We start from the raw sequence: 25,647 nt of genomic DNA on the forward strand, positions 1-25,647 counted from the left end.
CGCGGTCGGCGCGGAACGCCGGTTTCGGCACACCGAAAATCCGGTACGATTTCGGTATGCCGAAAGGTGCCGCCGTCGCCGCCCTGCTCACCGCCGCCGCACTCGCGCTGAGCGGGTGCAGCGGCTCGGCCGCGAACGGCGAGGGCGACGACCGCCCCGTCGTCCTGACGACCTTCACCGTGCTGGCCGACATCGCCGAGGAGGTCGCGGGCGACCGCCTCCGCGTCGAGTCGATCACGAAGGTCGGCGCCGAGATCCACGGGTACGAGCCCACCCCGGGCGACCTGCGCCGGGCGGCCGGGGCCGACCTGATCCTCGACAACGGGCTGAACCTCGAGGCGTGGTTCGCGCAGTTCGTCGAGGGACTCGACGTGCCGCACGTCGTCGTCAGCGAGGGCGTCGAGCCCATCCCGATCGCCGACGGCGCCGCCGAGGGCCTGCCGAACCCGCACGCGTGGATGTCGCCGCTGAACGTCCAGGTCTACGCCGACAACATGGCCGAGGCGTTCGCCGAGCTGGCCCCCGAGCACGCCGACGAGTTCGCCGCGAACGCCGAGGCGTACGGCGCCGAACTGCAGGCGGTCCACGACGAGCTCGTGGCCGAGCTCGCGGCGCTGCCCGAGTCGCAGCGCGCGCTCGTCACCTGCGAGGGCGCCTTCTCGTACCTCGCCCGCGACGCAGGGCTCACCGAGCAGTACCTCTGGGCCGTGAACGCCGAGCAGCAGGCCACCCCGAAGTCCATCGCGCGCACCATCGAGTTCGTCGACGACCAGGGGGTGCCGGCGGTGTTCTGCGAGTCGACGGTCTCCGACGAGGCCATGCAGCAGGTGGTCGAGGCGACGGATGCCGCATTCGGCGGTGTCCTCTACGTCGACTCGCTCTCCGAGCCGGGCGGGCCGGTGCCCACCTACCTCGACCTGCTGCGGCACGACGTCGAGGTCATCACCGACGGGCTCACGGGCGGCGCGCGATGACCGGGCCCGCGGCATCCGCTCGCCCCGACGCCTCGGCCGGTGACGAGGCCCCGGCCCTCGAGGTGCACGGCCTCACGGTGCACTACGGCGACGTGCTCGCGCTCGACGACGTGAGCCTCACGCTCCGGCGCGGCACCGTCTGCGGCCTCATCGGCATGAACGGATCGGGCAAGTCGACGCTGTTCAAGGCGATCATGGGCACGGTGCATCCCGACCGGGGCCGCGTCGCGATCGCGGGGCGCACCCCGCGCCAGGCCCGGCGGGCGGGCGTCGTCGGGTACGTGCCGCAGAGCGAGGAGGTCGACTGGGCGTTCCCGCTCAGCGTGCACGACGTGGTGATGATGGGCCGGTACGGCCACCAGGGCTTCACCCGGCGGCCCCGCCCCGCCGACCGGGCGGCGGTCGCCGAGGCCCTCGAGCGCGTCGAGCTCGCCGACCTCGCGGACCGGCGCATCGGCGCACTGTCGGGCGGTCAGCGCAAGCGCGCGTTCGTGGCGCGCGGCCTCGCCCAGGGCGCCGACGTGCTGCTGCTCGACGAGCCGTTCGCGGGCGTCGACCGGCCGAGCGAGCGCACGATCAGCGAACTGCTCCGCGAGCTCGCGGCCGGCGGCGCGACCGTACTGGTGTCGTCGCACGACCTCGAGGCGCTGCCCCGGCTCGCCGACGAGGTGATCCTGCTGCTGCGTCGCGTGCTGCTGCACGGCAGCCCCGACGAGGCGCTGCAGCCCGAGCAGCTCGCGCGCGCGTTCGGCCTCGACCTCACCGGCCGTTCGGAGGACTGACCATGCCCGTCGTCGACTTCCTGCTCGAGCCGCTCGGCTACGACTTCATGCAGCGCGCGTTCCTCGTCACGGTCACCGCCGCGATCGTCTGCGGCGTGCTGAGCTGCTGGCTCGTCCTCATCGGGTGGTCCCTCATGGGCGACGCCGTCTCCCACGCCGTGCTGCCGGGCGTCGTGCTCGCGTACCTGCTGGGCACGCCGTTCGCGGTGGGCGCGCTCGTGTTCGGGCTCGGGGCGGTGGCGCTCATCTTCCTCGTCCGTGCGACGAGCCGGGTGAAGGGCGATGCGGCGATCGGGGTCGTCTTCACGACGCTCTTCGCGCTCGGCCTCGTGCTCATCTCGGTCGTGCCCAGCCAGACCGACCTCGGGCACATCCTCTTCGGCAACCTGCTCGGGGTCAGCGCCGCCGACCTCGTGCAGGTGCTCGTGCTCGGCGCCGTCACCCTCGCCATCCTCGTGCTGAAGCGGCGCGACCTGACGCTGTACGCGTTCGACCCCACCCACGCGCACGCGATCGGCCTGAACCCCAAGGCGCTGGGCGCACTGCTGCTGGCGCTCCTGGCGCTCACGGTCGTGGTCGCGCTGCAGGCCGTCGGCGTCGTGCTCGTCGTCGCCATGGTCATCATCCCGGGCGCGACCGCCTACCTGCTCACCGACCGCTTCGCGCGCATGCTCGTGATCGCGCCCGCGATCGCCGCGGTCTGCGCGATCGTCGGCATCTACGCGAGCTACTACCTCGACGCGGCATCCGGCGGCATGGTCGTGCTCACGATGGGTGTCGCGTTCGCGCTCGCCTACCTCTTCGCTCCCCGGCACGGCGTCGTCGGGCGCCGGGTGCTCGCCACGCGACGGCGTCGTTCGGCCACGGCGGCCGCGGTCTCGCAGCCCGACCCCGCGCGGGTAGGGTGAGGCCGATGCCCGCCTCCGCCAGCCCCGCCGTCGAGGACTACCTCAAGACGGTCTACGCGCACACCGAGTGGCAGTCCGAGCCCATCACGCCGTCCGGACTCGCCGCGGCCCTCGGCGTCGCGCCGTCGTCGGTGACCGAGATGGTGAAGAAGATGGCCGCGCAGGGGCTCGTGCAGCACGTGCCCTACGGCGCCATCCGGCTGACGGATGCCGGGCGCGCCCGCGCCCTCGCCGTCGTGCGCCGCCACCGGCTCATCGAGACGTGGCTCGTGCGCGAGATGGGCTACGCGTGGGACGAGGTCCACGACGAGGCCGAGATCCTCGAGCACGCCGTCTCCGACCGCCTGCTCGAGGCCATCGACGAGCGGCTCGGGCGACCGGAGCGCGACCCGCACGGCGACCCCATCCCCGCCGCCGACGGCAGCCTGGTCTCCGAGCCGTCGGTGCGCCTCGACGAGGCGGTCGCCGGGCACGTGGGCCGCGTCATCCGCATCAGCGACCGCGACCCGGCGGTGCTCCGCGAGCTCGACGGCGCCGGCGTCGGGCCGGGCAGCGAACTGCGGGTGACGGATGCCGCCGACCCCGCCGCGGTCACCGTGACCGTGGGCGACACCGGCCGGACCATCGCTCGCGCCGCCGCCGCGGGCATCTGGATCACCGCCTGATTCGTCCGACCCCTTCCCGCTCGCGGACATCGTGGGCGAGGATGGCCACATGGGTCGCACCAAGCAGAAGATCAGGCCCGAACTCACCGATGCCCAGTGGGATCGGCTGCGTCGCTACGGCGTGCCCCAGGCCACCGAGGTCGGCGACGTGCTGTTCCGCACCGGAGACCGCTGGTACGACCTCATCCTCGTCGAGGAGGGCGAGGTCGAGGTCGTGCGCGATGCGCTCTCGTGGACCGAGGAGACCCGGCTCGCGGTGCTCGGGCCCCGGACCTTCGTCGGCGAGCTCGGGCTGCTGAACGGGCAGCGCGCGTTCCTCACCTCGCGCGTCACCCAGCCGGGTCGCGTGCTGCGGGTCGACCACGACGCACTCCAGCGCCTGATGGCCGAGGACGACGAGCTGTGCGACCTCATGCTGCGCACGCTGTGGGCGCGCCGCGAACTCCTGCGACACGGGCCGGCGGCGTGGACCCTGAAGATCGTCGGCTCGACGGGTTCGCCCGAGTCGATGGCGCTCCGCCGCTACGCCGAGCGGCTCGAGCTCGCCCACACGTGGGTCGACGTCGACGACCCGGCCCTCGACCACGACGTGTGGTCGCACGGCTTCACGCGCGAGCACCTGCCCGTCGCGTTCGTGCAGGGCGAGCCCGTGCACAACGCCACGCCGGGCCGCATCGCGGACATGCTCGGGCTCGCCTACACCGCCGACGACGACCTCGAGTTCGACCTCGCGGTCGTCGGCGCCGGACCGGCGGGGCTCGCCGCGGCGATCTACGGCGCGTCCGAGGGCCTGCGCACCGTGCTGCTCGACGCCGTCGCCCCGGGCGGCCAGTCCGCGACGACCTCGCGCATCGAGAACTACCTCGGCTTCCCGTTCGGCGTGAGCGGTGACGCGCTCACCTCGCAGGCGTCGCTTCAGGCGTTCAAGTTCGGCGTGCGGATCGCGGCGCCGTGCCCCGTCGTGCGCCTCGACCCCGAGGGCGGCGTGCACCGCCTCCTCCTCGCCGACGGAGCGATCGTGCGCGCTCGCGCCGTCGTCGTCACGACCGGCGTCGCCTACCGCGGCCTCCCCCTCGAGCGGTGGGACGACTTCGAGGGCGCCGGCATCCACCACGCCGCGACGGCCCTCGAGCTCCGGCAGGTCGCGGGGTCCGACGTGGTCGTCGTCGGCGGGGCCAACTCGGCCGGCCAGGCGGCGCTCGCCCTCGCCGCGAACTCGTGCCGGGTCCGACTCGTCGTCCGCTCGAACGACCTGTCCGAACGGATGTCGAGCTACCTCGTCGACCGCATCCGCGAGGATCCCCGCATCGAGGTGCATACCGGCACGCAGGTCGCGGGCCTGCACGGCGACGACCGCCTCGCCGCCGTCACGCTCCGCGGCGCGACGGAGCAGATCGTCGACTGCACGGGGCTCTTCTGCTTCATCGGCGCCGTGCCCGCGACGGACTGGCTCGCCGGGCTCGAACGCGACGAGCACGGCTTCCTCCGCACCGGCGCCGACGTGGTCGCGCTGGGCGACGGCTGGCGCGATCTCGGCCGGATGCCGCTGCCGTTCGAGACCTCGGTGCCGCGCGTCTTCGCGGCCGGCGACGTGCGCCGCGGATCCATGAAGCGCGTCGCGGCGGCCGTCGGCGAGGGCTCGAGCGCCGTTGCCTCGGTCCACCAGTCGCTCGCGACCACGGAGGTGTACGCATGACCGACCAGCAGACGGCTCCGCCGCCCTCCGGCACGGGCTGCGTCGAATGCCTCGACGCCGGCGGATGGTGGTGGCACCTGCGTCGCTGCGTCGAGTGCGGGCACGTCGGATGCTGCGACTCGTCGCCCGAGCAGCACGCGAGCCGCCACGCGCGCGACGCCGGGCACGCCGTCGCGACCTCGTTCGAACCCGGCGAGGACTGGTTCTGGGACTACGAGGCCGGCGCGTCGGCGCGCCGGGTCCCGCTCAGCCCGCCGTTCTCCCGGCCCGAGGACCAGCCCGCCCCCGGACCCGAGGGCAAGGTGCCGCCCGACTGGAAGTCGCTGCTGCACCGGGGGTGACGGGCCGGCCCGCGGCATCCGCTGTTCATCGGGCTGTGATCTGCGCGGCCTAGGCTGTGCGCATGGCGAAGCGCGATGAGGTCGAGTCCTGGCTCACCGACATGGACGGCGTGCTCGTGCACGAGAACCACGCGTTGCCCGGCGCGGCCGCGCTGCTGCAGCACTGGGAGGACACCGGCACCCCGTACCTCGTGCTCACGAACAACTCGATCTTCACCGCGCGGGACCTGTCGGCGCGCCTGCGCGCGTCGGGGCTCAACGTTCCCGAAGATCGCATCTGGACCTCGGCGCTCGCCACGGCCGACTTCCTCCACCAGCAGCTGCCGGGCGGCACCGCGTTCGTCATCGGCGAGGCCGGCATCCTCACCGCGCTGCACGATGCGGGCTTCGTGATGACCGAGACGAACCCCGACTTCGTCGTCGTCGGCGAAACCCGCAACTACTCGTTCGAGGCCATCACGAAGGCGATCCGCCTCATCGGCAACGGTGCCCGGTTCATCGTCACCAACCCGGATGCCACGGGGCCGTCGGCTGAGGGCCCGCTGCCCGCCACCGGCGCCATCGCCGCGCTCATCACCAAGGCGACCGGGCGGGAGCCGTACGTGGTCGGCAAGCCGAACCCGATGATGTTCCGTTCGGCGCTGAACAAGATCGGCGCGCACTCCGAGAACACGGCGATGATCGGCGACCGCATGGACACCGACATCGTCGCGGGCATCGAGGCCGGGCTGCACACGATCCTCGTGATGACCGGCATCAGCGACCAGGCCGAGATCGAGAAGTACCCGTTCCGGCCCGACGAGATCCTCACGGGCGTGGCCGAGCTCGTGCCGGCCGAGCCGGTCGAGGTCGAGCTCTAGCCGCCCTCGTCAGGGGTGCAGCTCGAGCTCCCGGTCGGCGTCCCACGGTTCGGTCCACCCGAGACGGTCGAACATCGCGTCGAGCACGAGCCCCGTGAAGCCCCACACCAGCCGCTCGGCACCGCCTGCCGTGACGGTGAAGCCGGGCCCGCGCCATTCACGGTCGTCGCGACGGATGACGGTGGTGCACCGGTTCGCCGGGTCGAGCAGGTCGGCGACGGGGGTGCGGAAGACCGCGGACGACTCGGCCCGGTCGACGGGCGCGACGGGCGTCGGCGCCGCCCACCACCCGAGCACCGGGGTCACCACGTGGCGGGAGTACGCGAGCGGGATCTCGCCGAGCGTGCCGAGCACCTCCACGCCCGCCGGGTCGAGTCCGGTCTCCTCCCGCGCCTCGCGGAGTGCGGCGGCCACCGGGCCGGCCTCGCCGTCGTCGACGCGGCCGCCGGGGAAGGCGATCTGGCCCGCGTGCGAGCGGAGGGTGGTCGCGCGCGCGAGCAGGAGCACGTCGAGGTCGCGCGAGACCGCGCGCGCCTGCGCCTCGTGGTCGCTCGGCAGGTGGTCGAGCACGCCGAACAGCACGAGCACCGCGGCGGGCCGCGCGTCGTCGCCGACGGGCTCTCGCACGGCCTGCCAGAGGTCGTGCACGGCCGGGTCGTCGACGAGCGCCGCGAGCTGCGCCCGCGCCGATGCGGAAGCGTCGTCGCGTGAGGTCACCCGTCGAGGGTAGCCCGCGCGGCCGTGATCGCCGATGCCGTGGCGGCTACGACCGGCCGCCCGGGCCGTCGGCATCGCCCGGAGGATCCGAGCGGTCCGACCCGTCGGGCTCGTCGCGCTCCTCCGGCCGCCACCGCTGCGACCACCGGCTCTCGTGCAGGAACACCTGCGTCACGACGACGAGCACGACGATGACCACGCCGCCGACCCAGAACGTCCAGTCCACGACGGCTCCGCTCAGCCGAGCCGGCCGTAGGCCAGTTCGACGGCGGCCCAGAAGCGCTCGACGTCGAGCCCGACCGCCACGTGCGCGTTCGGTTCGCGGGCGAGCATGCCGTCGAGGTCGACGCTCGTCGCCCCGACGGTCTCGGCCCCGACGAGCTCCACGTCCAGCCGGGTGTGCACGACCTCGACCGCGTCCGGGTCGGCGAGCACGGCCACCGCCACCGGGTCGTGGAGGGGACCGTCGGGCATGCCGAACACGTCGTCGTTGGTCCGGCAGAAGAACTCGAGCAGCTCGTCGCCGAACGCGGCGGTGCGGTTGCCCACCGCCGCCAGCCGTTCCCGCACGCGGGAGGTCACGAGCGCGCGGTGCGTCACGTTCAGCCCCACCATCGTGAAGCGGATGCCGCTGCCGAGCACCCGGTCGAGCGCCTCCGGGTCGACCCAGGCATTGAACTCGGCGTACGGAGTGACGTTGCCGCGCTCGGTGGAGCCGCCCATCCACACGATCTCGCGCACCCGGTCCGCGAGGTCCGGACGTTCGCGGAGGAAGACGGCGACGTTCGTGATCGGCCCGGTCGCGATGATGGCGACCGGCTCGGATGCCGCCTCCAGCGTGTCGGCGATGAGCTCCGTCGCACTCCGCGGATCGAGCGGCACCCGGGTCGGGGACGTGTCGGGGTCGGGAAGCTCGGGCCCCCCGAGCCCGTTCTCGCCGTGGATCCACTCGGCCGTCGACAGCTCGCGAGCGAGCGGCCCGCTCGCGCCCGCGGCGACGGGCACGTCGCCCACCCCGGCGACGGCGAGCGCGATGCGGGCGTTCCGGCTCGTGTGCTCGAGCGGCACGTTGCCACCGACGGTGGTCACCGCGACGAGGTCGAGCGCCGGGTGGCCCGCCGCGAGCCACAGCGCCATGACGTCGTCGTGGCCCGGGTCGCAGTCGACGATCACGGGAATGGTCACACGGCCTCCGTCCGGTCGGCGAGCGCGAGCACGTCGTCGCGGCGCGCGTAGGAATCCACGGTGCCCCGACCCTGGACGGCGAGCGCGCCCGCGGCGACGGCGGCGCGCACCGCGTCGGGCAGGGCGCGTCCCTCGGCCAGCATCGCGGCGAGCACGCCGGTCGCGGCATCCCCCGCCCCGGTCGTGTCGACCGCGGCGACGCGCGGCGCTGCCACGCTCCACGAACCGGTCGCATCGGCGGCCACGGCGCCGCGGTCGCCGAGCGTCACCACGATCGAGCGGGCCAGGGCACCGACGACGGATGCCGCGGCATCCCGCCACGTCTCGGCCGACGCGTCATCGGCGAGCCCCTCGCCCAGGCCGAGCGTGCGCGCCTCGTGGACGTTCACGACCAGCGGATCGGCGACCGCGAGGGCCGACCGCGAGACGGCGACCGGCGGGGCGAGGTTGAGCACGAAGCGGACGCCCGCGGCGTCGCTCGCCGCCGCGATCGCCTCGATGGAGCGCACCGGGAGCTCACCCTGCGTGAGCACGAGTGCGGCGCCGTCGAGCCGAGCCGCCTCCGACCGCACCGCGTCGGCGTCGAACGACGCGTTGGCGCCGGCCGTGACGATGATGGTGTTCTCGCCCGACTCGGCGACGGTGATCTGCGCGATGCCCGTCGGTTCGCCGGGCACGACCCCCACGGCGTCAGTCGGCAGCCCGAACCGAGCGAACGCGGCGCGAGCCACCTCGGCGTTCGCGTCGTCGCCGAGCCGGGCCACGAGCTCCACGCCGGCCCCGGCGAGGTGCGCCGCGACCGCCTGATTCGCCCCCTTGCCCCCGAGCGCCACCCGGAAGTCCCGCGAATGCACGGTCTCGCCGGGGCGCGGGAAGTCCGCGACGTAGCTCGTCGCGTCGACGTTCACCGAGCCGAACACGACGACGGCGCCGTGCCGGCCCCCGCCGCCGGCGGGACCCGCCTCGGCCACGTCAGCCCTGCTGCCCGGCCGTGCCCTGCACGTCGGCGGTGATCGGCGAACCGCCGCGGCGGGTGACGAAGCAGTAGAAATCGCGCTCGCCCGCGGCCCACTGCTCCTCGGTCACCGGGTAGGACCCCTCGACCTGCAGGTCGCCGGCCATCGCCGCCATGTCGGGATCGATCACGTTCTCGGCACCGCAGAGGGCCGCGACCTGCGCCGCCAGCTCCGCCTCGCCCGGGAACGGCGCGGACTCGTCGGCGGAGACCTCGCCGCGGAGCACCAGCTGGGCGGCGTGCGGCGTCGCACAGTCGATCACCGTGAACTCCTCGGCCCACGGACCCTCGAACGGCTCGAGGCACTCGCCGCCGAAGAGCTCGTTCCAGGCGTACGTACCCGGCGGCTGCATGGCCGTGGGTTCCGTCGCCCCGCCGGCTCCCCCATCGGCGGTCTCGTCTCCTCCGCCGCGGAGCAGCTGGGCGCCGAACGCGATGCCCGCGACCACGAGGAGCACGGCGGCGAGGCCGCCCGCGATCCACGCGAGGAGCTTCACCGGCGAACGCCCGCCCCGGTCGTCGTCGTCGTCCCGCGTCCGCGGTGCCGCCGGGCCGCCCCGACCGCCGCGGTCATCGCGGGCGTACCGGTCGTCATCGCGGCCGTACCGGTCGTACCGGTCGTCATCGCGGCCGTACCGGTCATCGCGGGCGTAGGCGCCGTACCGGTCGTCGCGGGCGTACCGGTCGTCATCGCGGGCGTATCGGTCGTCGCGGGCGTCGTACGGGTCGACGTCGCGATCGCGCTGTGCCGCAGCACCACCGACGAGGGGGGTCGGCGCCGTGGCGCCGAAGCCGGCACCGCCGAACAGCGAGGCGAGGCCGTCGTCATCGCTCTCGTCGTCGACGGCGTCCCGGTCGTGCGGGCCGTCGTACGCGAATCCGCGGGCGCGGTCGCCCCGGGGGTCGCGGCGGTCGTCGCGGTCGTACGGCGCGTCGGACCACTCGTCGCGGGGGTCCCGGTACTCGCGATCGTCCCGGTACTCGAGGTCGTCCCGGAACTCGCGATCGTCCCGGTACTCGCGATCGTCCCGGTGGTCGCGATCGCCGTACTCCGCCTCACGCGGGTCGGAGGGCACGTCCGCGTCATCGGCGACGCCGTCGGGGATGGGATCCCACTGGTCGACCGCGGGGTACGGCTCAGCAGAACGGTCGTCGTCTCCGGGGCGCGCATCCCGATCGTCGCGCGACCGTCCGCCCGGTGCAGCGTCGGAGTCGGACGCCCCGCGTCGGCGGGGACCCGGCCGGTCGTCCTCGACCGGGGCCTTGGGATCGGGCGCCGTCGGGTCGGGAGTGAGGTTCCAGAAGTAGCCGGCCTGCGCCATCTCGCGCGCCATGGGCGAGCCGTCCTGCTCGTCGTACGCGGGCTGCTCGGAGCGGGGCTCGTCGTACCGAGCCTCCCGGTCGTACTCCTGCCGGCCCCAGCCGTCCCGGTGGGAGCCCTGGTGATCGCGGTCCTGCGGGTCCCAGCCCTGCTGGTCGTACGCCGGCACGTCCGGAACCCGCTCGCCCGCGGCCCGCTGGTCGTCCCAGCCCTGCTGGTCGTCGTACGCGTGCTCGCCCGGGGTCCGCTGGTCCCAACCCTGTTGGGCGTACGCCTGCTCGTCCTGAACCGGCTCGGCGGCGGCCCGCTGGTCGTAGCCCTGCTGGTCGTACGCCCGGGTGTCGGAGCCCTGCTGGTCGTACGCCTGCTGGTCCCAGCCCTGCGGCTCGTGCGCCCGCGGGTCGTACCCCGGCTGGTCGAACTCGTGGTCGTCGTACTGGCCCGACGCGTCGGCGTAGGCCTGCTCGTCGGAGTAGCCCCGGCCATCGTCGGAGTAGCCCCGGCCATCGTCGGAGGCGGGAACCCGGTCGTCGCGCGTGGCCGCACCGGCGGCCGCCGGGTCCTCGTTGAGCGCCGACCAGAGCTGGTCGTCGAAGTCGGTCCGGGCCGCCGGGAAGGCGGTGCCCGCGGGCGGGGTCACCGGGGTGAAGGACTGCCGGGCGACCGGCGGCGGCGTGAACCCCGCGAACGGGGAGTCAGCCGATCCCGGCACGTCGCGCGGGTCGACCGGAGGCTCGTCGCGGTGCGGCTCGACCGGACGCCGGTCGTCGCGGGGTCGCTGCGGCGGCGGCTCCACGGGGTCCGAGAGCTGCCGGAACGCCGCACGGAGACCGTCCTCGGTCTCGATGGGCTGCTCACCCCAGGTCAGGGCGAAGTTCGAGGGCGGGGTGACCGGCCCGGGCGGCGGGCCGGGAGGCGGTGCCTGCGGGCCGCCGAAGGCCGGCGGCACGGGTGCCCCGCCCACGGGCGGCTCGACCGAGGTGAGGCGATCGTCGGGCCGCTGCGGCTCGCGCGGCGTCGCCGGAGGTCGGCGGTCGTCCCAGCCGGGAGGCTGGTTCCACGCCGGGGCCTGCGGCTCCCACGTCGGAGCGGGCGCCTGCCGGGGCGGCTCCGCACGGGGCGGAAGCGGCTCGCCCACGACGGGAAGCTCCCGCGTCGCGGCATCCGTCTCGGACTGGGCGTCGGCGAGCGAGAACCAGTCGAGCGATTCCTCGCTGCGGCGACGGGGCCGCTCCATGGGCGGCGGGGAGACCGGCTCGGCCGGCTGCTGGGGCGGTGCGACGGGCGGCTGGGGAGCCTGGCGGCCCTCGAGGTCGGGGCGACGGCCGCTGCCCAGCTGGCTGAGCAGCCAGTCGGCGTCGTTCATGTCGTCCGAGTCGTGGCGTCCGTCGCGTCGGTTCATGACAGTCCCAGATCCTTCAATCCGATGGCCGCGAGGTAGGGAACCCCCGCGGCTTCGATGACCTCGCGCGCGCACGTGTCGCGGTCGACGACGACCGCGACCGCGGCGACCTCCGCGCCCACGGCGCGCAGGGCCTCGATCGCCTTGAGCGGCGAGCCTCCGGTGGTCGAGGTGTCCTCGAGCACGATGACCCGCTTGCCGGCGACATCCGGCCCCTCGACCTGCTTGCCGCGGCCGTGGTCCTTCGGTTCCTTGCGCACGACGAAGGCGTCGTAGGCGAGCCCGCGGGCCGCACCCTGGTGCAGGACCGCGGTGGCGATGGGGTCGGCCCCCATCGTCATGCCGCCGACGGCGGCGACCTCCGGAACCTCGGCGATGAGGTCGAGCATGACCTGCCCGATCAGCGGCGCCACGCGGTGGTCGAGGCTCACCTTGCGGAGGTCGACGTAGTACGTGGCCTTCTTGCCGCTGGTGAGCGTGAAGTCGCCGTGGAACACCGCCTCGCTCGAGATGAACTCGATGAGCTGTCGGCGGGCCTCGGCGGACTGGGGGTTCCGGGAAGTCACCCGAATACTCTACGTCGTGGTCCCTGAGTGCCGCGGGGTCGGATCCTCGGGCTCGTGGGCCGCCGGGCACGGGCGGACGGCCCGGTTGCGGCATCCGTTCAGCGACCGTCGCGGTGCTCGCCCTCCCGGCGCTCCTCGTCGCGCCGCCGCGAGGAACGGGTCGTCGTGGCCTCCGCGATGCGCGAGAGCACGGGCTCGTCGGACGGCGCGAGCACCGTGGGCAGGTCGATGTGGAACTCGGAGAGCTCCTGCGCGCTGCGTCGCATGAACCGGTAGAGCGCCGAGCCGATGAGCACGCCCAGCGAGATCGACATGACCGTGACGAACGCGGCCGAGAAGTCGGCGATCCCGGCGGAGGCGGCGACCGCGCCCTCCGTGACGCCGACCAGACCCGACGCCCCGGGCACGAGCACCCAGAAGGCCGGGAGGAAGATCATCTGCGACGGCACGCCGCCGCGGCGCAGGTCCTCGATCCACAGCACGAACGGCGTGACGACGAGCGCGCCGATGAGCCCGCTCACCGCCGAGCCGAAGGCCAGCGCGCCGAGCTGCTGCGCCCCGTACGCCACCACGAGCGCGAGGAGCACCCAGCCGTAGCTGCGACCGGGGGCCGCGAAGTGGAGGTAGTTGCCGAGGCCGTACAGGGCGAGGCCGATGCCCGCGACCCACCACGGCAGCGTCGTGGACGCGTCGAGCGGGAGGTAGTCCTCGTTGCCGACGCCCACCACCGTGCCCGCCGTCAGGATGCCGAACGCCAGCAGGCCGAGCTGGACCAGACCCGCGCCCAGTCGCGACGTCCCGGCGACCATCTGCCCGGCCGCGAGCTCGCGCACGCCCGTGGTGAGGAGGGCACCGGGCAGGAAGGTGGCCAGTGGCGCGATGAGCACGCGCAGCGGGTCGCCGAGCTCGACGTACGGCGCGAGGAGGAAGACGATGAGCGCGCACACGAAGGACGCGACGATGGGCAGCACGAGCGTGAGCGTCTGCGAGCGCACGAGCTTCGCCACGCCGATGAGCGCGCCCAGGACGAAGCCGACGACCGCGGCCTGCCAACTCGGCGCGAGGAGCAGCGCGAGCCCGGCGGTGAGCATGGCGTGGCCGAGGGTCCGCATGAACCAGTGCCGGGTGGGCGGCATCGCGCCGATCTCGTTGAGGCGGCGGATGCCGTCGCCGGGCGAGATCGCCGCCTCGCGGGCCTCGCGCAGCAGCCGACCCATCTCGGCGATCTGGTCGAAGCGGAACGTCGCCTGCACCGACTTCAGTGCGACGCGTGCGGTGTCGCCGCGGCCCGTCTGCACGAACGCGATCGTGGGCAGCACGACCAGGTCGACGTCGTCGAGGCCGTAGGCACGCGCGATCTGCACGACGTCGGCGCGGATCCGGTCCACCGACTCCTGGGAGGCCGTCATGCCCTCGGCGAGGCCGAGCAGGAACGTTCGCAGGACGGCCGGGTCGTCGACGGGCGCCTGCTGGGCGTCGCCCTCGGCGCCGGGGCGTTCGGGTGGGGTGGGGGTGATGGGCATCCGCTCGCTCCGTCAGTCGCTCGGGCCCGGGTCGCGTGGGATGACCCGAGCTGTTCGGGTGTCGTCACGTTATCCGCGGTGCGCGCGGATGTCGAGGGCGGCCGCAGACGAACGAAGGGCCGCCCCGCGGGGTGTCCCTCCCCCGCGCGGCGGCCCTGCATCGGAGCCCGGGGGCTCCGCGGTCGCGCGACTCAGACGGTGCGCGCGAACGTCTCGCGCGGCTGACGACGGTATCCGTCGCGAGCGGTCACGAGGACCGAGCCGACGACGCCGGCGATCGAGGCGCTGATGAGGAGGACGGTGAGGCTGAACACGGCGGTTCCTTTCGAGAGATCGTTGGAATGTCGGGCGACTGGGTGCGCCCTTGCACGTGTCCGACCCCTCAATTGTGACGGAGTAAACCGTTCAGCACAATCTTACGAAACTACACGGACGATGTAGCATTGCTACATGGATATACGCCGTCTCGACCTCCTCCGCGAACTCGCCGAGCGCGGCAGCGTGACCGCCGTCGCCGAGGCCACCGGCCGCACCCCGTCGGCGGTCTCCCAGCAGCTCAAGGTGCTCGAACGCGAGGCGGGCATGCCGCTGACCGAGCGGGTCGGTCGCGGCGTCGTGCTCACCAGCGCCGGCCAGGCGCTCGCCCGCTCCGCGACGGAGGTCGCGATCGCCCTCGAGCGCGCGTCGGCGCTGTGGGACGAGTTCCGTAACCACCCGAGCGGCGAGGTGACGCTCCTCACGTTCCCGACGGTCGGCGCCACCCTCCTCCCCCAGGTGCTCACCGACCTCCGCGCCGTGACCGGGCTCGTGGTGCGCGCCACCGACCTCGACCCCGAACTGGCCGAGTTCCCCGACCTCGCCAACGAGTACGACATCGTGCTCGCCCACACCATGCCGGGCGAGCTGCCGTGGGGCGGCCGCGGCCTGCGCGCCCTGCCGCTGCTGACCGAGCCGCTCGACGTCGGCCTCCCCGCCGGGCACCGGCTCGCCAACCGCGCGCTCGTGACGCCCGCCGACGTGGTCGGCGAGACCTGGCTCGGGGTGCCGAGCGGGTACCCGTTCGAGCGGATCCTGCACGCGATCGAGCAGGCGACCACCGGCCGGATCGAGATCAGCCAGCGGTTCAGCGACATGCGAATCGTCGAGGCGTTCATCCAGGCCGGTCACGGCATCGCGCTCGTTCCCCGCTACACCTCGGGGGCGCTGCCCGAGGGGATCGTGCTGAAGCCGCTGCGGGGCGTGGCATCCGTTCGCCAGATCTTCGCCCTGGTGCGGCCGGATGTCGCGGAGCGCCTCGCCGTGCGGACCGTGCTCGAGGTCATCGTCGACCGAGCGGCACGGCTCGAGCAGGCGTACGGCCACCCGTCGCGCGGCACCCCCGCGGAGCCCCCGGGCGAGGCGGCCGCCGCCACCTAGGCGCTCACGCCGGCGGGCGCAGCCCCTCGCTCACCACGACCCGCGCGTGTGCGTTCGCGGCTCGGAGCGCCCCGCCCTCGGCGTGGTACTCGAACAGGCTCAGGCCTGCCCGATCGGCGAAGGCCACCCCGCCCGCCGTGTACGTGCCCGAGGTGAAGAACAGCGCGCGGCGGCCGTCGTGGGCGGCGACGCCGGCGAGCTCGCGCACCTGCGCCACCGGCACCGCCGTGCGCTCGGCGAGGTTCTTGACCTGCGCGATCCAGTGCGCGCTGACCACGTCGACGCCGCCGTCGGCCGTGAACCGGGTCACCTCGGCGTCGAACGCCCCGAGGTGGCGCATCCAGTCGGCGACGAGCTGCTCGGCGCCGCGGTGCGAGACCCCGTAGGGCTGCGGCGCCGGCCGCGGCCACGCCACCGCGAGCGGGAACGCCGGCTCGGCTCGGCCCGGGCGCTGCGCCTCGAGCAGGCCCACGCGGGCGGCCAGCTCGGCGACGGCGCGCGCGAGCGATGCCGCACGGTCGCCGTGCGACTCGAGCAGCCAGCGCTGCACCACGGCGACGAGCACCGCGGCGACCACGAGCAGCACCGCGAACGCCGCCGGCCCGGCCGCGAGCGGCCAGGGGAACCCGGGCCGGTCGACGAGCGAGGACGCGGCGCCGCACGCGACCGCCCATGCGCCGGCGTACCCGATCCACCACCACCACGTCGCCGGTCGCGGTGGGCCGGCCTCGGCGACGATGCGCGTCGCCGCGACGGCCGCTGCCCGCGCGACCGTCTCGCTCGCGGCGGCGGCCGGGAGGCCGAGCGGGACGCGCGCGCCGAGCCGTCGCCCGAGTTCGACCGCGGCGTGGTGGAGGGGCTCGGTCAGCACGCACGCATACTACGAGCGGCATACGACACCGGTCGCGTAGCATCCGAGGATGCCCGACGACGTGATCCTGTTCGACGTGCGCGACGGCCTCGCGCACGTGACGCTCAATCGCCCCGCCCGGCTGAACGCGGTCGACCCGGCGGCGATCGCCCGGTGGCAGGACCTCGCGCACGAGATCGCCGACCGCGACGACATCGGCGCCGTGCTGTTCGACGCGAACGGTCGCGCGTTCTGCGCCGGCGGCGACGTGCTCGCGATGTCCGCGCTCGCGAGCGACGGCGACGAGCCCGCGGGCGAGATCGTGCGGCGGCTCGCCGACCGCATCCACGACGGCCACCGCACCCTGCGCGAGAGCACCAAGCCGATCGTGGCGGCGGTGCAGGGCCCGGTCGCCGGCGGCGGACTCGGCTTCATGCTCGTCGCCGACGTCGTGATCACCTCCGACCGGGCGACCTTCGCGAGCCGGTACGCCGACATCGGGCTCACGCCCGACTGCGGCGTGAGCACCCTCCTCCCCGAGGCCGTCGGCGTGCGGCGCGCGCTCGAGCTCACGCTCACGTCGCGCACGCTGACCGCCGCCGAAGCACTCGACTGGGGGCTCGTCGCGGAGGTCGTCGCACCCGACGCGCTGGACGCGCGGGCCCGCGCCGTGGCATCCGCCTGGCTCGCCGGACCCACGAGCGCATTCGGCCAGACGAAGCGCCTCATGCGCTCGGGCCTCGGCCGGCCCTTCCAGGAGGCGCTCGACGACGAGGCGAGGACCATCGGCGCGTCGATCGAGACGCCGTACGCCCGTCGCGCCGTCGCGGCCTTCGCCCGGTCGGCCTCGTCGCGCTGAACGCCGGCGCGCGGCGCGGCCTCGTCAACCCGATGCCGACCGCGGTGCCGCTCGGCAGAATGGGCCCATGGCAGACGACGACCTCCAGTCCCTGACCGACGAGATCGGCCGGCTCGCACGCGACCGTTCCATCTCCGTCGCCGCGGCCGAATCGCTCACGTCCGGGGCCATCGCGAGCGCGTTCGGGCGCGGCGAGCAGGCGTCGGCGTGGTTCGCGGGCGGCGTCGTCGCCTACGACGAGCGCGTCAAGCGCGAGGTGCTCGGCGTCACCGCCGAGTCGGTGCTCACGCCGCAGTGCGCGCGCGAGCTCGCCGCGGGCGTCGCACGGCTCCTCGGCGCCGACGTGGCCGTGGCGGTCACGGGCGTCGGCGGGCCGGAGCCCGAGGAGGACCTGGCCCCGGGCACCGTGTTCGCCGCGATCTGCGTCGGCGAGACCGTGACGGATGCCGCGTGGCGCTTCGACGGCGACCCGTCGGCCGTCGTCGAGCAGACCGTGCTCGCCGCGCTCCGCCTCGCGCGCGACGCTCTCGCCTGAGCGCGGGCGCCGCGCCGCCGCGCCTCAGTCGTGCTGCGGGAAGCCCAGGTTCAGGCCGCCGTGGCTCGGGTCGAGCCACCGGCTCGTGATCGCCTTCTCCTGCGTGAAGAAGTCGAAGCCGCGCGGGCCGTACGCCTTCGCATCGCCGAACAGCGAGTCCTTCCAGCCGCCGAACGAGTGGTACGCGACGGGCACCGGGATCGGCACGTTGATGCCGACCATGCCGACCGTCACCTCGCGCTGGAAGCGCCGTGCGGCACCCCCGTCGTTGGTGAAGATCGCCGTGCCGTTGCCGTACCGCGACGAGTTGATGAGGTCGAGCCCCTCCTCGTAGCCGTCGACCCGCACGACCGACAGCACCGGCCCGAAGATCTCGTCGCGGTACACCGCCGACGACGTGGGCACCCGGTCGATGAGCGTCGGTCCCATCCAGAACCCGTCGGGTTCGCCGTCGACGTCCGGATCGCGTCCGTCGACGACGACCGAGGCGCCGTCGGATGCCGCGACGTCGAGGTAGCCGGCGACCTTGTCGCGGTGCTCGCGCGTGATGAGCGGCCCCATGTCGCAGCCGCGCGTGCCGTCGCCGGTGCGCAGTCGCGACATCCGCTCGCTGATCTTCGCGACGAGCTCGTCGGCGATCGAGTCGACCGCGACGACCGCCGAGATGGCCATGCAGCGTTCGCCCGCCGAGCCGAAGCCGGCGTTGACGGCCGCGTCGGCCGCGAGGTCGAGGTCGGCGTCGGGCAGCACGAGCATGTGGTTCTTCGCGCCGCCGAGGGCCTGCACGCGCTTGCCGTTCGCCGTGGCGGTCGCGTAGATGTACTGCGCGATCGGCGTCGAGCCGACGAACGAGATCGAGCGCACCGCGGGGTGCTCGAGCAGCGCGTCGACCGCGACCTTGTCGCCGTGCACCACGTTGAGGACACCGTCGGGCAGGCCGGCCTCCTGCATGAGGCGGGCGAGCCAGATCGACGCCGACGGGTCCTTCTCGCTGGGCTTCAGCACGACGGTGTTGCCCGCCGCGATCGCCAGCGGGAAGAACCACATGGGCACCATCGCCGGGAAGTTGAACGGGCTGATCACGCCGACCACGCCGAGCGGCTGACGCAGCGTGTAGACGTCGATGCCGGTCGAGACGTTCTCGGAGTACTCGCCCTTCGTGTACGCGGGCATGGCGCAGGCGAGCTCGACGACCTCGAGCCCGCGGGAGATCTCGCCCGCCGCGTCGCCCAGCACCTTGCCGTGCTCGCTCGTGAGGATCGCCGCGAGCTCGTCGCTGCGGGCGTTCAGCAGCTCGCGGAACGCGAACATCACCTGCTGGCGCTTGGCGATCGACGTGTCGCGCCACATCGGGAACGCGCGCGCCGCGGCCTGCACCGCGGCATCCACGTCGGCCGTCGTCGCGAAGCGCACCCGCCGCTGCTCGACGCCGCGCGCCGGGTTGTAGACGGGTCCGGTGCGGTCGGATTCGCCGGGGGCGGGCGCCCCGTCGATCCAGTGCTCGACGACCTCGGCGGTCGCGGTGCCCTCGGCGGTGGGGGCGGTTCGGGTGTCGGTCATGATGCTCTTCCTTCCGGTCGAGTGGTTCGGGTCGGTGAAGACGGCGACGGATGCCGCGGCATCCGCCTCACAGGGAGACGGTGCCGAGCACCTCGTCGTAGACGGCCGCCGCCTGGGCGACCTCGTCGGCGGTGACCACGCAGGGCGGCACCACGTGGATGCGGTTGTCGGCGATGAACGGCAGCAGCCCGCGTTCGACGAGCGCGCCCTTGATGCGGCCCATCTCGACGGCCGGCAGCGGTTCGCGCGTCTCGGGGTCGGCGACGAGCTCCATCGCCCAGAACACGCCCTCGCCGCGCACCTCGCCGATGACGCGGTGCTTCTCGGCGAGCTCCGACAGGGCGGGCGCGATCGCCTCCGCGCCGACCTCGCGCGCATGGTCGACGATGCCCTCGGATTCCATGGCATCGATCGAGCCGACGATCGAGGCCATCGCGAGCGGGTGGCCCGAGTAGGTGAGCCCGCCCGGGAAGACGCGCTCGTCGAAGTCGGCGGCGATCTCGTCGGAGATGATGACGCCGCCCACGGGCACGTAGCCCGAGTTCACGCCCTTGGCGAAGGTGATGAGGTCGGGCGTCACGTCGTAGCCGTCGAACGCGAACCAGCGTCCGGTGCGGCCGAAGCCCGCCATCACCTCGTCGACGATCAGCACGATGCCGTGCCGGTCGCAGAGCTCCCGGACGCCCGCGAGGTAGCCGGGCGGCGGGATGAGCACGCCCGCCGTGCCCGGGACGGTCTCGACGAGGATCGCCGCGATCGACGACGGGCCCTCGGCCTCGACGACGCGCCGCAGGTGGTGCAGCGCGCGCTCCGACTCCTCCTCGGGCGTCGTCGCCCAGAACTCGGAGCGGTACAGGTACGGCCCGAAGAAGTGCACGTGGCCGCGCGCGAAGCGGTTGGGCACGCGGCGCCAGTCGCCGGTCGCGACGATCGCCGCGCCCGTGTTGCCGTGGTACGAGCGGTACGTCGAGAGGACCGTGTCGCGACCGGTGTGCAGGCGCGCCATCCGGATCGCGTTCTCGTTGGCGTCGGCGCCGCCGTTGGTGAAGAAGACCTTGGAGTGCCGTTCGGGGGCGCGGGCGACGATGCGCTTGGCCGCCTCGCCGCGCGCGAGGTTCACGGCCGACGGGGCGACCGTGGCGAGCAGGCCCGCCTGCTCGATGATGGCCTGCACCACCGCCGGATGCTGGTGGCCGATGTTGACGTTCACGAGCTGGCTCGAGAAGTCGAGGTACTCCTTGCCCGCGTGGTCCCACACGGTCGTGCCGCGTCCGCTCGCGATGACCAGCTGCGGCGGGCTGCCCTGGGCCGACCACGAGTGGAACACGTGCTCGGCGTCGAGCTCGCGTGCGAGCTGGTCGAGCCCTTCGGTGAGGTTGTCGGTCATGGCGTCGCTGCCTTTCGTGCGGTTCGGGTTCCGGTGGTCGAGTAGCGCCCGGCGGAGCCGGACGCGTACCGAGATCGCTGCACGGGTCTCGATACGGCGCTGCGCGCCCACTCGACCACCGGGTGGTGCTAGTTGCCGCCCTCGTTGAGGGTGACCTCGATGGGTTCGAAGGACTCGCCGGTCGTGTCGACCTCGTCGCCGAGCTCCTCGATGGCCCGTTCGATGTACTCGTTGGTCCACGCCGAGGCGGGCGGCTCCTCCGTGATCGGGCTCGCGCCCGACTCGTTGACCGCCGACAGGGCGCCTTCGACCGTGCGGTTCCAGGCCTCCTCGTCGATCACGCCGATGCCGTTCTCGGCGGGCCAGATGAGCTTGTTGGTCTCGTTGACCATCCACAGCTCGTGGCTCGGGCCCCAGCCGGAGCCGGCCGCGATCGTGATCTCGGACGCCTCCTCGGGGTTGTCGCGCACGAAGGCCCAGCCCTTGATGACCGCCTTGAGGAAGGCGACCGTGGTCTCCTGGTACTCCTCGTCGCTCTCGAGGCGCTCGGTGTCGGCCCAGATCGCGTCCTGCAGCATGGCGCCCACGGTGTCCTCGTAGCTGATGACGTTGAAGTCCTCGGGCGTGTACAGCTCACCCGTGTCGGGGTCCACCGTCTCGAGCAGCTGCGCGTACTCGTTGTAGGTCATGGCCTGGGCCGCGTCGATGTCGCCCTGCAGGAACGCGTTCATGTTGAAGTCCTGCGTGATGATCTCGACGGTCGACGAGTCGAGGCCCTCGGCGGCCATGGCCGCGAAGATCTCCCACTCGTTGCCGAAGCCCCACGAGCCGATCTTCTTGCCCTCGAAGTCGGCCACCGACTCGATGTCGGAGTCGGCCCACGACACCTGCAGGGTGCCCGAGCGCTGGAAGATCTGCGCGACGTTGGTGAGGTTGGCGCCCTGCTCGATCGAGCCGAGCACCTTCGGCACCCAGGCGATCGCGTAGTCGACGTCGCCGTTGGCGAGCGCGTCCTGCGGCACGATGTCGCCGCCGGACGGGATGATCTCGACCTCGAGGCCCTCCTCCTCGAAGTAGCCGTTCTCGACGGCCGCGAAGTAGCCGGCGAACTGGCCCTGCGGCAGCCACTGGAGCTGGAGCTTGACGGGCGTGAGCTCGCCCTCGCCCCCGCCCGTGGCGCCGTTGCCGCCGCCGTCGCCCGAGTCGCCGCCCGCGCAGGCGGAGAGGAGCAGTGCCGCCGAGACGGCGAACGCTCCGGCCGCGAGTCCGCGGCGTGTGCTGTGCTTCATGTCGGTCCTTCCTGGTTCCCGGTGCGTGCGATGGTGCTGGTGGTGATGGTGGTGCCATCCCCTGCAGGGCGGGGACGCCTGCGCCTGACCGCGTGGTGGGCGGTGCGGGCGAGCGGATGCCGCGGGGCCGGCGCCGGGCGCGTCATCGCGCACCTCCGCCGGGGCCGCGGCGCAGCACGATCCGTTCGAGGGCCAGCGTCGCGAGGTAGAAGACGAGGCCGAGCACGATCGAGGCGAGCACGTACGCCCACGCGCGCGCATAGGCGCTGGATGCCGCCGAGGTCGAGATCAGCGATCCCAGCCCGCCGCGCGGGCCGCCGAAGTACTCGGCGACGAGGGCCGAGATGACGGCGAGCGACGAGGCGATGCGGATGCCGGTGAGCACGAACGGCACCGCGGTCGGCAGCGTCAGCACGCGCATCACCTGCTGCGAGTTCGCGGCGTACGCCTTCATGAGGTCGCGGTGCACGGGCTGGGTCTGCCGGAATCCGCGCAGGGTGTTGATGAACACCGGCACGAACGAGGCGAGCGCGGCGATCGCCTGCCGGCCGAACTGGCTGTCCGCGCCGAACATCGAGTTCAGCACGGGCGCGAGGGCCACGATCGGCACCACGGCGAGCGCCGCGACGATCGGGGCGCTCATCCGGTCGACGACCTTCCAGCGCGCGGCGAGCGAGGCGAGGAGGATGCCGAGCAGGGAACCGACGATGAGTCCGAGCAGGGCGTTGGTCCCGGTGATGAGGGTCGCGGCGAGGATCGACGGGAAGAACGCGACGAACTGCTCGATGATCGACGCCGGGCTCGGCAGCAGGTAGTCGGAGACGCCGACGACGCTGACGAGGAACTGCCAGACGCCGAGCACGATGAGCCCGACCGCGATGGGCGCGACGACGCGCAGCGCCGCCTCGGTGCGGGGGCTCATGCGGGTCGGTCGCCCGGCGGTCGTCGCGCTCATCAGCGGGTCTCCACCCCGCGCGGGCCGGATGACACGGGCGAGCCGCCGTGCAGCGCCTCGCGCACCGCGGTGACCATGTCGAAGAACGCGCGCTCCTCGCGGAGCTCCTCGGTGCGCGCGGCCCGCTCGGCCTCCGCGCCGAGCCGCATGGGCACGACCTGCTGGATGCGACCGGGCCGCGGCGACATGACGACGACCCGGTCGGAGAGGAACACGGCCTCGGGGATCGAGTGGGTGACGAACACGACGGCGGCGCCCGTCTCGGCGGAGATGCGCACGAGCTCGGTCTGCATCTTCTCGCGCGTCATCTCGTCGAGCGCGCCGAACGGCTCGTCCATGAGCAGGAGGCGCGGCTGCTCGGCGAGCGCGCGGGCGATCGCGACGCGCTGCTGCATGCCGCCGGAGAGCTGGTCGGGGTAGCGGTCGGCGAAGTCCGACAGGCCGACCATGTCGAGCAGGTGCTCGACGCGGCTGCGTCGTTCCGCGGAGCCGACGCCGTGCAGCTCGAGCGGCAGGGCGACGTTGGCCGCGACGGTGCGCCACGGCAGCAGGCCCGCCTGCTGGAACGCGATGCCGTAGTCCTGGTCGAGCCGGGCCTGGCGGGCGGTCTTGCCGAAGACGGTGAGCGTGCCGCCGGTGGGCTCGTCGAGGTCGGCGATGAGGCGCATGAGGGTGGACTTGCCGCATCCGCTCGGCCCGATGAGCGAGATGAACTCGCCCGGCGCGATGGCGAGGTCGATGGCGTCGAGGGCGTGCACCTGGCCGGTGCGGGTCTCGAACACCTTGTCGACGCCGCGCACTTCGACGGCGGCCGTCGAGTCGGGCGTGGTGGGGGTGGCCTCCGTCATGCGGACTCCTCGGATCGTCGGTAGTTCTTCAGGATGGCGCCGAGCAGGGCGACCGAGCCCGCGGCGACGAGGCCGAGGAGGATCGCACCGAAGATCGGGCCCCACGCCTTGGCGGGGTCGCCGGAGGCCTGCCCGGCGAACTGGATGAGGATGCGGCCGATGCCGCCCTGCAGGCCCGTCGACACCTCGGCGACGACCGCGCCGATCACGGCGTTCGCGGCGCCGAGCCGGAGTGCCGGGAGCAGGTACGGCACGGCCGCGGGGAACCGGAGCTTCACGAGGGTCTGCCAGTAGCCGGCGGCGTACGTCTGCATGAGCTCGGTGTGGATGCGGTCGGGCGACTGCAGGCCCTTCAGCGCGCCGACCGCGATCGGGAAGAACGCGAGGTAGCTCGCGATGAGCGCGACCGACATCCAGTCCTGCCACTCGAACGCGCCGATCTCGACGCGCGACCCCCAGCTCTTCACGACCGGCGCGAACGCGATGAGCGGCACGGTCTGGCTGAGCACGATCCAGGGCAGCAGGCCCCACTCGGCGATCCGCCACCGCTGCATGACGAGCGCGAGCCCGATGCCGACGACGACGCCCACGAGCCACCCGGCGGCGGCGATGCCGAGCGTGGTGAGCGCCGCGAGCAGCACGACGAGCCACAGCGGCTGCGCCGACGGCGAGCGCGTCACGGGTTCGGCGAGGCGGGCGATCATGTCCCAGACGTGCGGCATGGCGAGGTCGGTCGAGCGCGGCAGCACCCTGGTGCCCGCGATCACGACGCCGTCCGCCGGGGCGAGGAACTTGTAGCCCTCCCAGAGCAGGGCGAGGGCGAGGATGCCGGCGAGGCCCCAGGCCCACGCGGCGGCGGTCCGGCCGGCGCGACGCGAGCGTCCGACGCGCCCGGCGCGCCCGGCCGAGCGGATGCCGCCGGGCACGCCTCCCGGGACGGCGTCGGCCGTCTCGCGCTCGCGCAGGTCGGTCATGACTTCGCCGCGACGTGCTCGGAGAGCGCCGGGATCACGGTCTCGCCGTAGACCCGCAGCGTCTCCTCCTTGTTGTCGTGCTGGAGGTACCCGGCGAACTGGTCGACGCCCAGTTCGGCGAGGGCCTTCAGCTTCCGGATGTGCTGGTCGGCCGACCCGAGCACGCAGAACCGCTCGACGATCTCGTCGGGGACGAAGTCGACGTGGTCGTTCTCGGCCTTGCCGTGCGTGTTGTAGTCGTACCCCTCGCGCCCGCGGATGTAGTCGGTGAGCGCGTCGGGCACCGTGCCGTGCGCCCCGTACTTGGCGACGATGTCGGCGACGTGGTTGCCCACCATCCCGCCGAACCACCGGCACTGGTCGCGCATGTGCCCCCAGTCGTCGCCGATGTACATGGGCGCGGCGACGCAGAACTTCACCGACATCGGGTCCCGCCCGACCTTCTCCGCGGCATCCCGGACGGTCTTGATCATCCACGCGGCGACGTCGAGGTCGGCCAGCTGCAGGATGAACCCGTCGCCGACCTCGCCCGCGACCCGCAGCGCCATCGGTCCGTAGGCGGCCACCCACACCTCGAGCTCGGAGCCCCTGCTCCACGGGAATCGGATGGTGGAGCCGTGGTACTCGACCGGCCGGGAGTTGCCGAGTTCGCGGATCACGTGGATTGACTCCCGCAGCTCCGTCATCGTCGTCGGCTTGCCGTTGGTCACGCGCACCGCCGAGTCGCCCCGGCCGATGCCGCAGACCGTGCGGTTGCCGAACATCTCGTTGAGCGTCGCGAAGACGGATGCCGTGACCGTCCAGTCGCGCGTCGCCGGGTTCGTCACGAACGGGCCGACCTTGATGCGCTGGGTCTGCGCGAGGATCTGGCTGTAGATGACGTAGGGCTCCTGCCAGAGGATGTGCGAGTCGAACGTCCACACGTGGCTGAAGCCGTGCACCTCGGCGAGCTTCGCGAGCTGGATCGTGCGCGATGCCGGGGGGTTGGTCTGCAGGACCGCTCCGAATTCCATCCGTGC

26 protein-coding genes are annotated in these 25,647 nt (G+C 73.2%); 10 read left to right on the forward strand and 16 right to left on the reverse strand.

Annotation, left to right across the window (positions count from 1 at the left end; translation table 11 throughout):
- Positions 1 to 56: 56 nt before the first annotated feature.
- The 7 genes from RH861_RS13005 to RH861_RS13035 all read left to right on the forward strand — a co-directional run bounded on the left by RH861_RS13005 (position 57) and on the right by RH861_RS13035 (position 6,226).
- The gene (locus tag RH861_RS13005) at positions 57 to 974 is read left to right on the forward strand and encodes a metal ABC transporter substrate-binding protein (protein ID WP_310521318.1); all 918 of its coding nucleotides are present in this window, start codon (positions 57 to 59) and stop codon (positions 972 to 974) included.
- Complete coding sequence (locus RH861_RS13010; RefSeq protein ID WP_310521319.1) at positions 971 to 1,756, forward strand: metal ABC transporter ATP-binding protein; 786 nt, start codon at positions 971 to 973, stop codon at positions 1,754 to 1,756. Before RH861_RS13005 ends, RH861_RS13010 begins: the two co-directional genes overlap by 4 nt.
- A gap of 2 nt (positions 1,757 to 1,758) precedes the next feature.
- Entirely contained in the window at positions 1,759 to 2,664 is a 906-nt protein-coding gene (locus RH861_RS13015; protein ID WP_310521320.1) for a metal ABC transporter permease, read from the forward strand.
- Positions 2,665 to 2,669: 5 nt separating this feature from the next.
- The gene (locus tag RH861_RS13020; protein ID WP_067948385.1) at positions 2,670 to 3,329 is read left to right on the forward strand and encodes a metal-dependent transcriptional regulator; all 660 of its coding nucleotides are present in this window, start codon (positions 2,670 to 2,672) and stop codon (positions 3,327 to 3,329) included.
- A gap of 49 nt (positions 3,330 to 3,378) precedes the next feature.
- Positions 3,379 to 5,025: an FAD-dependent oxidoreductase gene (locus tag RH861_RS13025; RefSeq protein ID WP_310521321.1), complete on the forward strand. Its 1,647-nt coding sequence runs from the start codon at positions 3,379 to 3,381 to the stop codon at positions 5,023 to 5,025.
- Positions 5,022 to 5,366 carry a UBP-type zinc finger domain-containing protein gene (locus RH861_RS13030; protein ID WP_310521322.1) on the forward strand — a complete coding sequence of 115 codons (345 nt, stop codon included), beginning with the start codon at positions 5,022 to 5,024 and terminating at the stop codon, positions 5,364 to 5,366. Before RH861_RS13025 ends, RH861_RS13030 begins: the two co-directional genes overlap by 4 nt.
- Positions 5,367 to 5,428: 62 nt before the next feature.
- Positions 5,429 to 6,226 carry an HAD-IIA family hydrolase gene (locus RH861_RS13035; protein ID WP_067948391.1) on the forward strand — a complete coding sequence of 266 codons (798 nt, stop codon included), beginning with the start codon at positions 5,429 to 5,431 and terminating at the stop codon, positions 6,224 to 6,226.
- 9 nt (positions 6,227 to 6,235) lie between these two features.
- Here the strand turns inward: RH861_RS13035 and RH861_RS13040 are convergent, their stop codons facing one another.
- The 8 genes from RH861_RS13040 to RH861_RS13075 form a co-directional block, all read right to left on the reverse strand.
- Positions 6,236 to 6,943, reverse strand: a complete 708-nt coding sequence (locus tag RH861_RS13040) for an NUDIX hydrolase (RefSeq protein ID WP_374760980.1) — start codon at positions 6,941 to 6,943, stop codon at positions 6,236 to 6,238.
- Positions 6,944 to 6,989: 46 nt separating this feature from the next.
- Positions 6,990 to 7,169 (reverse strand): hypothetical protein, encoded by a 180-nt coding sequence (locus RH861_RS13045; protein WP_310521323.1) that lies wholly within the window; start codon positions 7,167 to 7,169, stop codon positions 6,990 to 6,992.
- Between the two features lie 11 nt (positions 7,170 to 7,180).
- Positions 7,181 to 8,128, reverse strand: a complete 948-nt coding sequence (locus RH861_RS13050; protein WP_310521324.1) for a nucleoside hydrolase — start codon at positions 8,126 to 8,128, stop codon at positions 7,181 to 7,183.
- Positions 8,125 to 9,099, reverse strand: a complete 975-nt coding sequence (locus tag RH861_RS13055; protein WP_310521325.1) for a ribokinase — start codon at positions 9,097 to 9,099, stop codon at positions 8,125 to 8,127. The genes RH861_RS13050 and RH861_RS13055 overlap by 4 nt, the downstream gene beginning before the upstream one ends.
- A gap of 1 nt (position 9,100) precedes the next feature.
- Positions 9,101 to 11,866 (reverse strand): septum formation family protein, encoded by a 2,766-nt coding sequence (locus RH861_RS13060; RefSeq protein ID WP_310521326.1) that lies wholly within the window; start codon positions 11,864 to 11,866, stop codon positions 9,101 to 9,103.
- Complete coding sequence (pyrE, locus tag RH861_RS13065; protein WP_310521327.1) at positions 11,863 to 12,432, reverse strand: orotate phosphoribosyltransferase; 570 nt, start codon at positions 12,430 to 12,432, stop codon at positions 11,863 to 11,865. The genes RH861_RS13060 and pyrE overlap by 4 nt, the downstream gene beginning before the upstream one ends.
- A gap of 98 nt (positions 12,433 to 12,530) precedes the next feature.
- Positions 12,531 to 13,955 (reverse strand): threonine/serine exporter family protein, encoded by a 1,425-nt coding sequence (locus RH861_RS13070; RefSeq protein ID WP_310521328.1) that lies wholly within the window; start codon positions 13,953 to 13,955, stop codon positions 12,531 to 12,533.
- Between the two features lie 191 nt (positions 13,956 to 14,146).
- Positions 14,147 to 14,269 carry a hypothetical protein gene (locus RH861_RS13075; RefSeq protein ID WP_255361433.1) on the reverse strand — a complete coding sequence of 41 codons (123 nt, stop codon included), beginning with the start codon at positions 14,267 to 14,269 and terminating at the stop codon, positions 14,147 to 14,149.
- A 136-nt stretch (positions 14,270 to 14,405) separates the two neighbouring features.
- On the opposite strand from RH861_RS13075, the gene RH861_RS13080 reads away from it, so the two are divergent.
- Entirely contained in the window at positions 14,406 to 15,371 is a 966-nt protein-coding gene (locus RH861_RS13080) for a LysR family transcriptional regulator (RefSeq protein WP_310521329.1), read from the forward strand.
- 4 nt (positions 15,372 to 15,375) lie between these two features.
- Here the strand turns inward: RH861_RS13080 and RH861_RS13085 are convergent, their stop codons facing one another.
- Positions 15,376 to 16,242, reverse strand: a complete 867-nt coding sequence (locus RH861_RS13085) for a restriction endonuclease (protein ID WP_310521330.1) — start codon at positions 16,240 to 16,242, stop codon at positions 15,376 to 15,378.
- Between the two features lie 49 nt (positions 16,243 to 16,291).
- Between RH861_RS13085 and RH861_RS13090 the strand changes: the two genes are divergently transcribed.
- Positions 16,292 to 17,080: an enoyl-CoA hydratase/isomerase family protein gene (locus RH861_RS13090; protein ID WP_310521331.1), complete on the forward strand. Its 789-nt coding sequence runs from the start codon at positions 16,292 to 16,294 to the stop codon at positions 17,078 to 17,080.
- Between the two features lie 67 nt (positions 17,081 to 17,147).
- Entirely contained in the window at positions 17,148 to 17,615 is a 468-nt protein-coding gene (locus RH861_RS13095; protein ID WP_310521332.1) for a CinA family protein, read from the forward strand.
- Positions 17,616 to 17,639: 24 nt separating this feature from the next.
- Here the strand turns inward: RH861_RS13095 and RH861_RS13100 are convergent, their stop codons facing one another.
- The 7 genes from RH861_RS13100 to RH861_RS13130 form a co-directional block, all read right to left on the reverse strand.
- Positions 17,640 to 19,175: a CoA-acylating methylmalonate-semialdehyde dehydrogenase gene (locus tag RH861_RS13100; protein WP_310521333.1), complete on the reverse strand. Its 1,536-nt coding sequence runs from the start codon at positions 19,173 to 19,175 to the stop codon at positions 17,640 to 17,642.
- 67 nt (positions 19,176 to 19,242) lie between these two features.
- Entirely contained in the window at positions 19,243 to 20,562 is a 1,320-nt protein-coding gene (locus RH861_RS13105) for an aspartate aminotransferase family protein (RefSeq protein WP_310521334.1), read from the reverse strand.
- A 128-nt stretch (positions 20,563 to 20,690) separates the two neighbouring features.
- On the reverse strand, positions 20,691 to 21,851 hold the full coding sequence (locus tag RH861_RS13110; RefSeq protein ID WP_310521335.1) for an ABC transporter substrate-binding protein: 1,161 nt from the start codon (positions 21,849 to 21,851) through the stop codon (positions 20,691 to 20,693).
- Between the two features lie 142 nt (positions 21,852 to 21,993).
- A complete protein-coding gene (locus tag RH861_RS13115; protein ID WP_310521336.1) occupies positions 21,994 to 22,806 on the reverse strand; it encodes an ABC transporter permease in 813 nt (270 codons plus the stop codon).
- The gene (locus tag RH861_RS13120) at positions 22,806 to 23,654 is read right to left on the reverse strand and encodes an ABC transporter ATP-binding protein (protein WP_310521337.1); all 849 of its coding nucleotides are present in this window, start codon (positions 23,652 to 23,654) and stop codon (positions 22,806 to 22,808) included. The genes RH861_RS13115 and RH861_RS13120 overlap by 1 nt, the downstream gene beginning before the upstream one ends.
- Positions 23,651 to 24,628 (reverse strand): ABC transporter permease, encoded by a 978-nt coding sequence (locus tag RH861_RS13125; protein WP_310521338.1) that lies wholly within the window; start codon positions 24,626 to 24,628, stop codon positions 23,651 to 23,653. Before RH861_RS13125 ends, RH861_RS13120 begins: the two co-directional genes overlap by 4 nt.
- Complete coding sequence (locus RH861_RS13130; RefSeq protein ID WP_310521339.1) at positions 24,625 to 25,641, reverse strand: TIGR03842 family LLM class F420-dependent oxidoreductase; 1,017 nt, start codon at positions 25,639 to 25,641, stop codon at positions 24,625 to 24,627. The genes RH861_RS13125 and RH861_RS13130 overlap by 4 nt, the downstream gene beginning before the upstream one ends.
- Positions 25,642 to 25,647: the final 6 nt, after the last annotated feature.

The organism is Agromyces indicus (assembly GCF_031432295.1).
In the GTDB taxonomy this organism is placed as follows: domain Bacteria; phylum Actinomycetota; class Actinomycetes; order Actinomycetales; family Microbacteriaceae; genus Agromyces; species Agromyces indicus.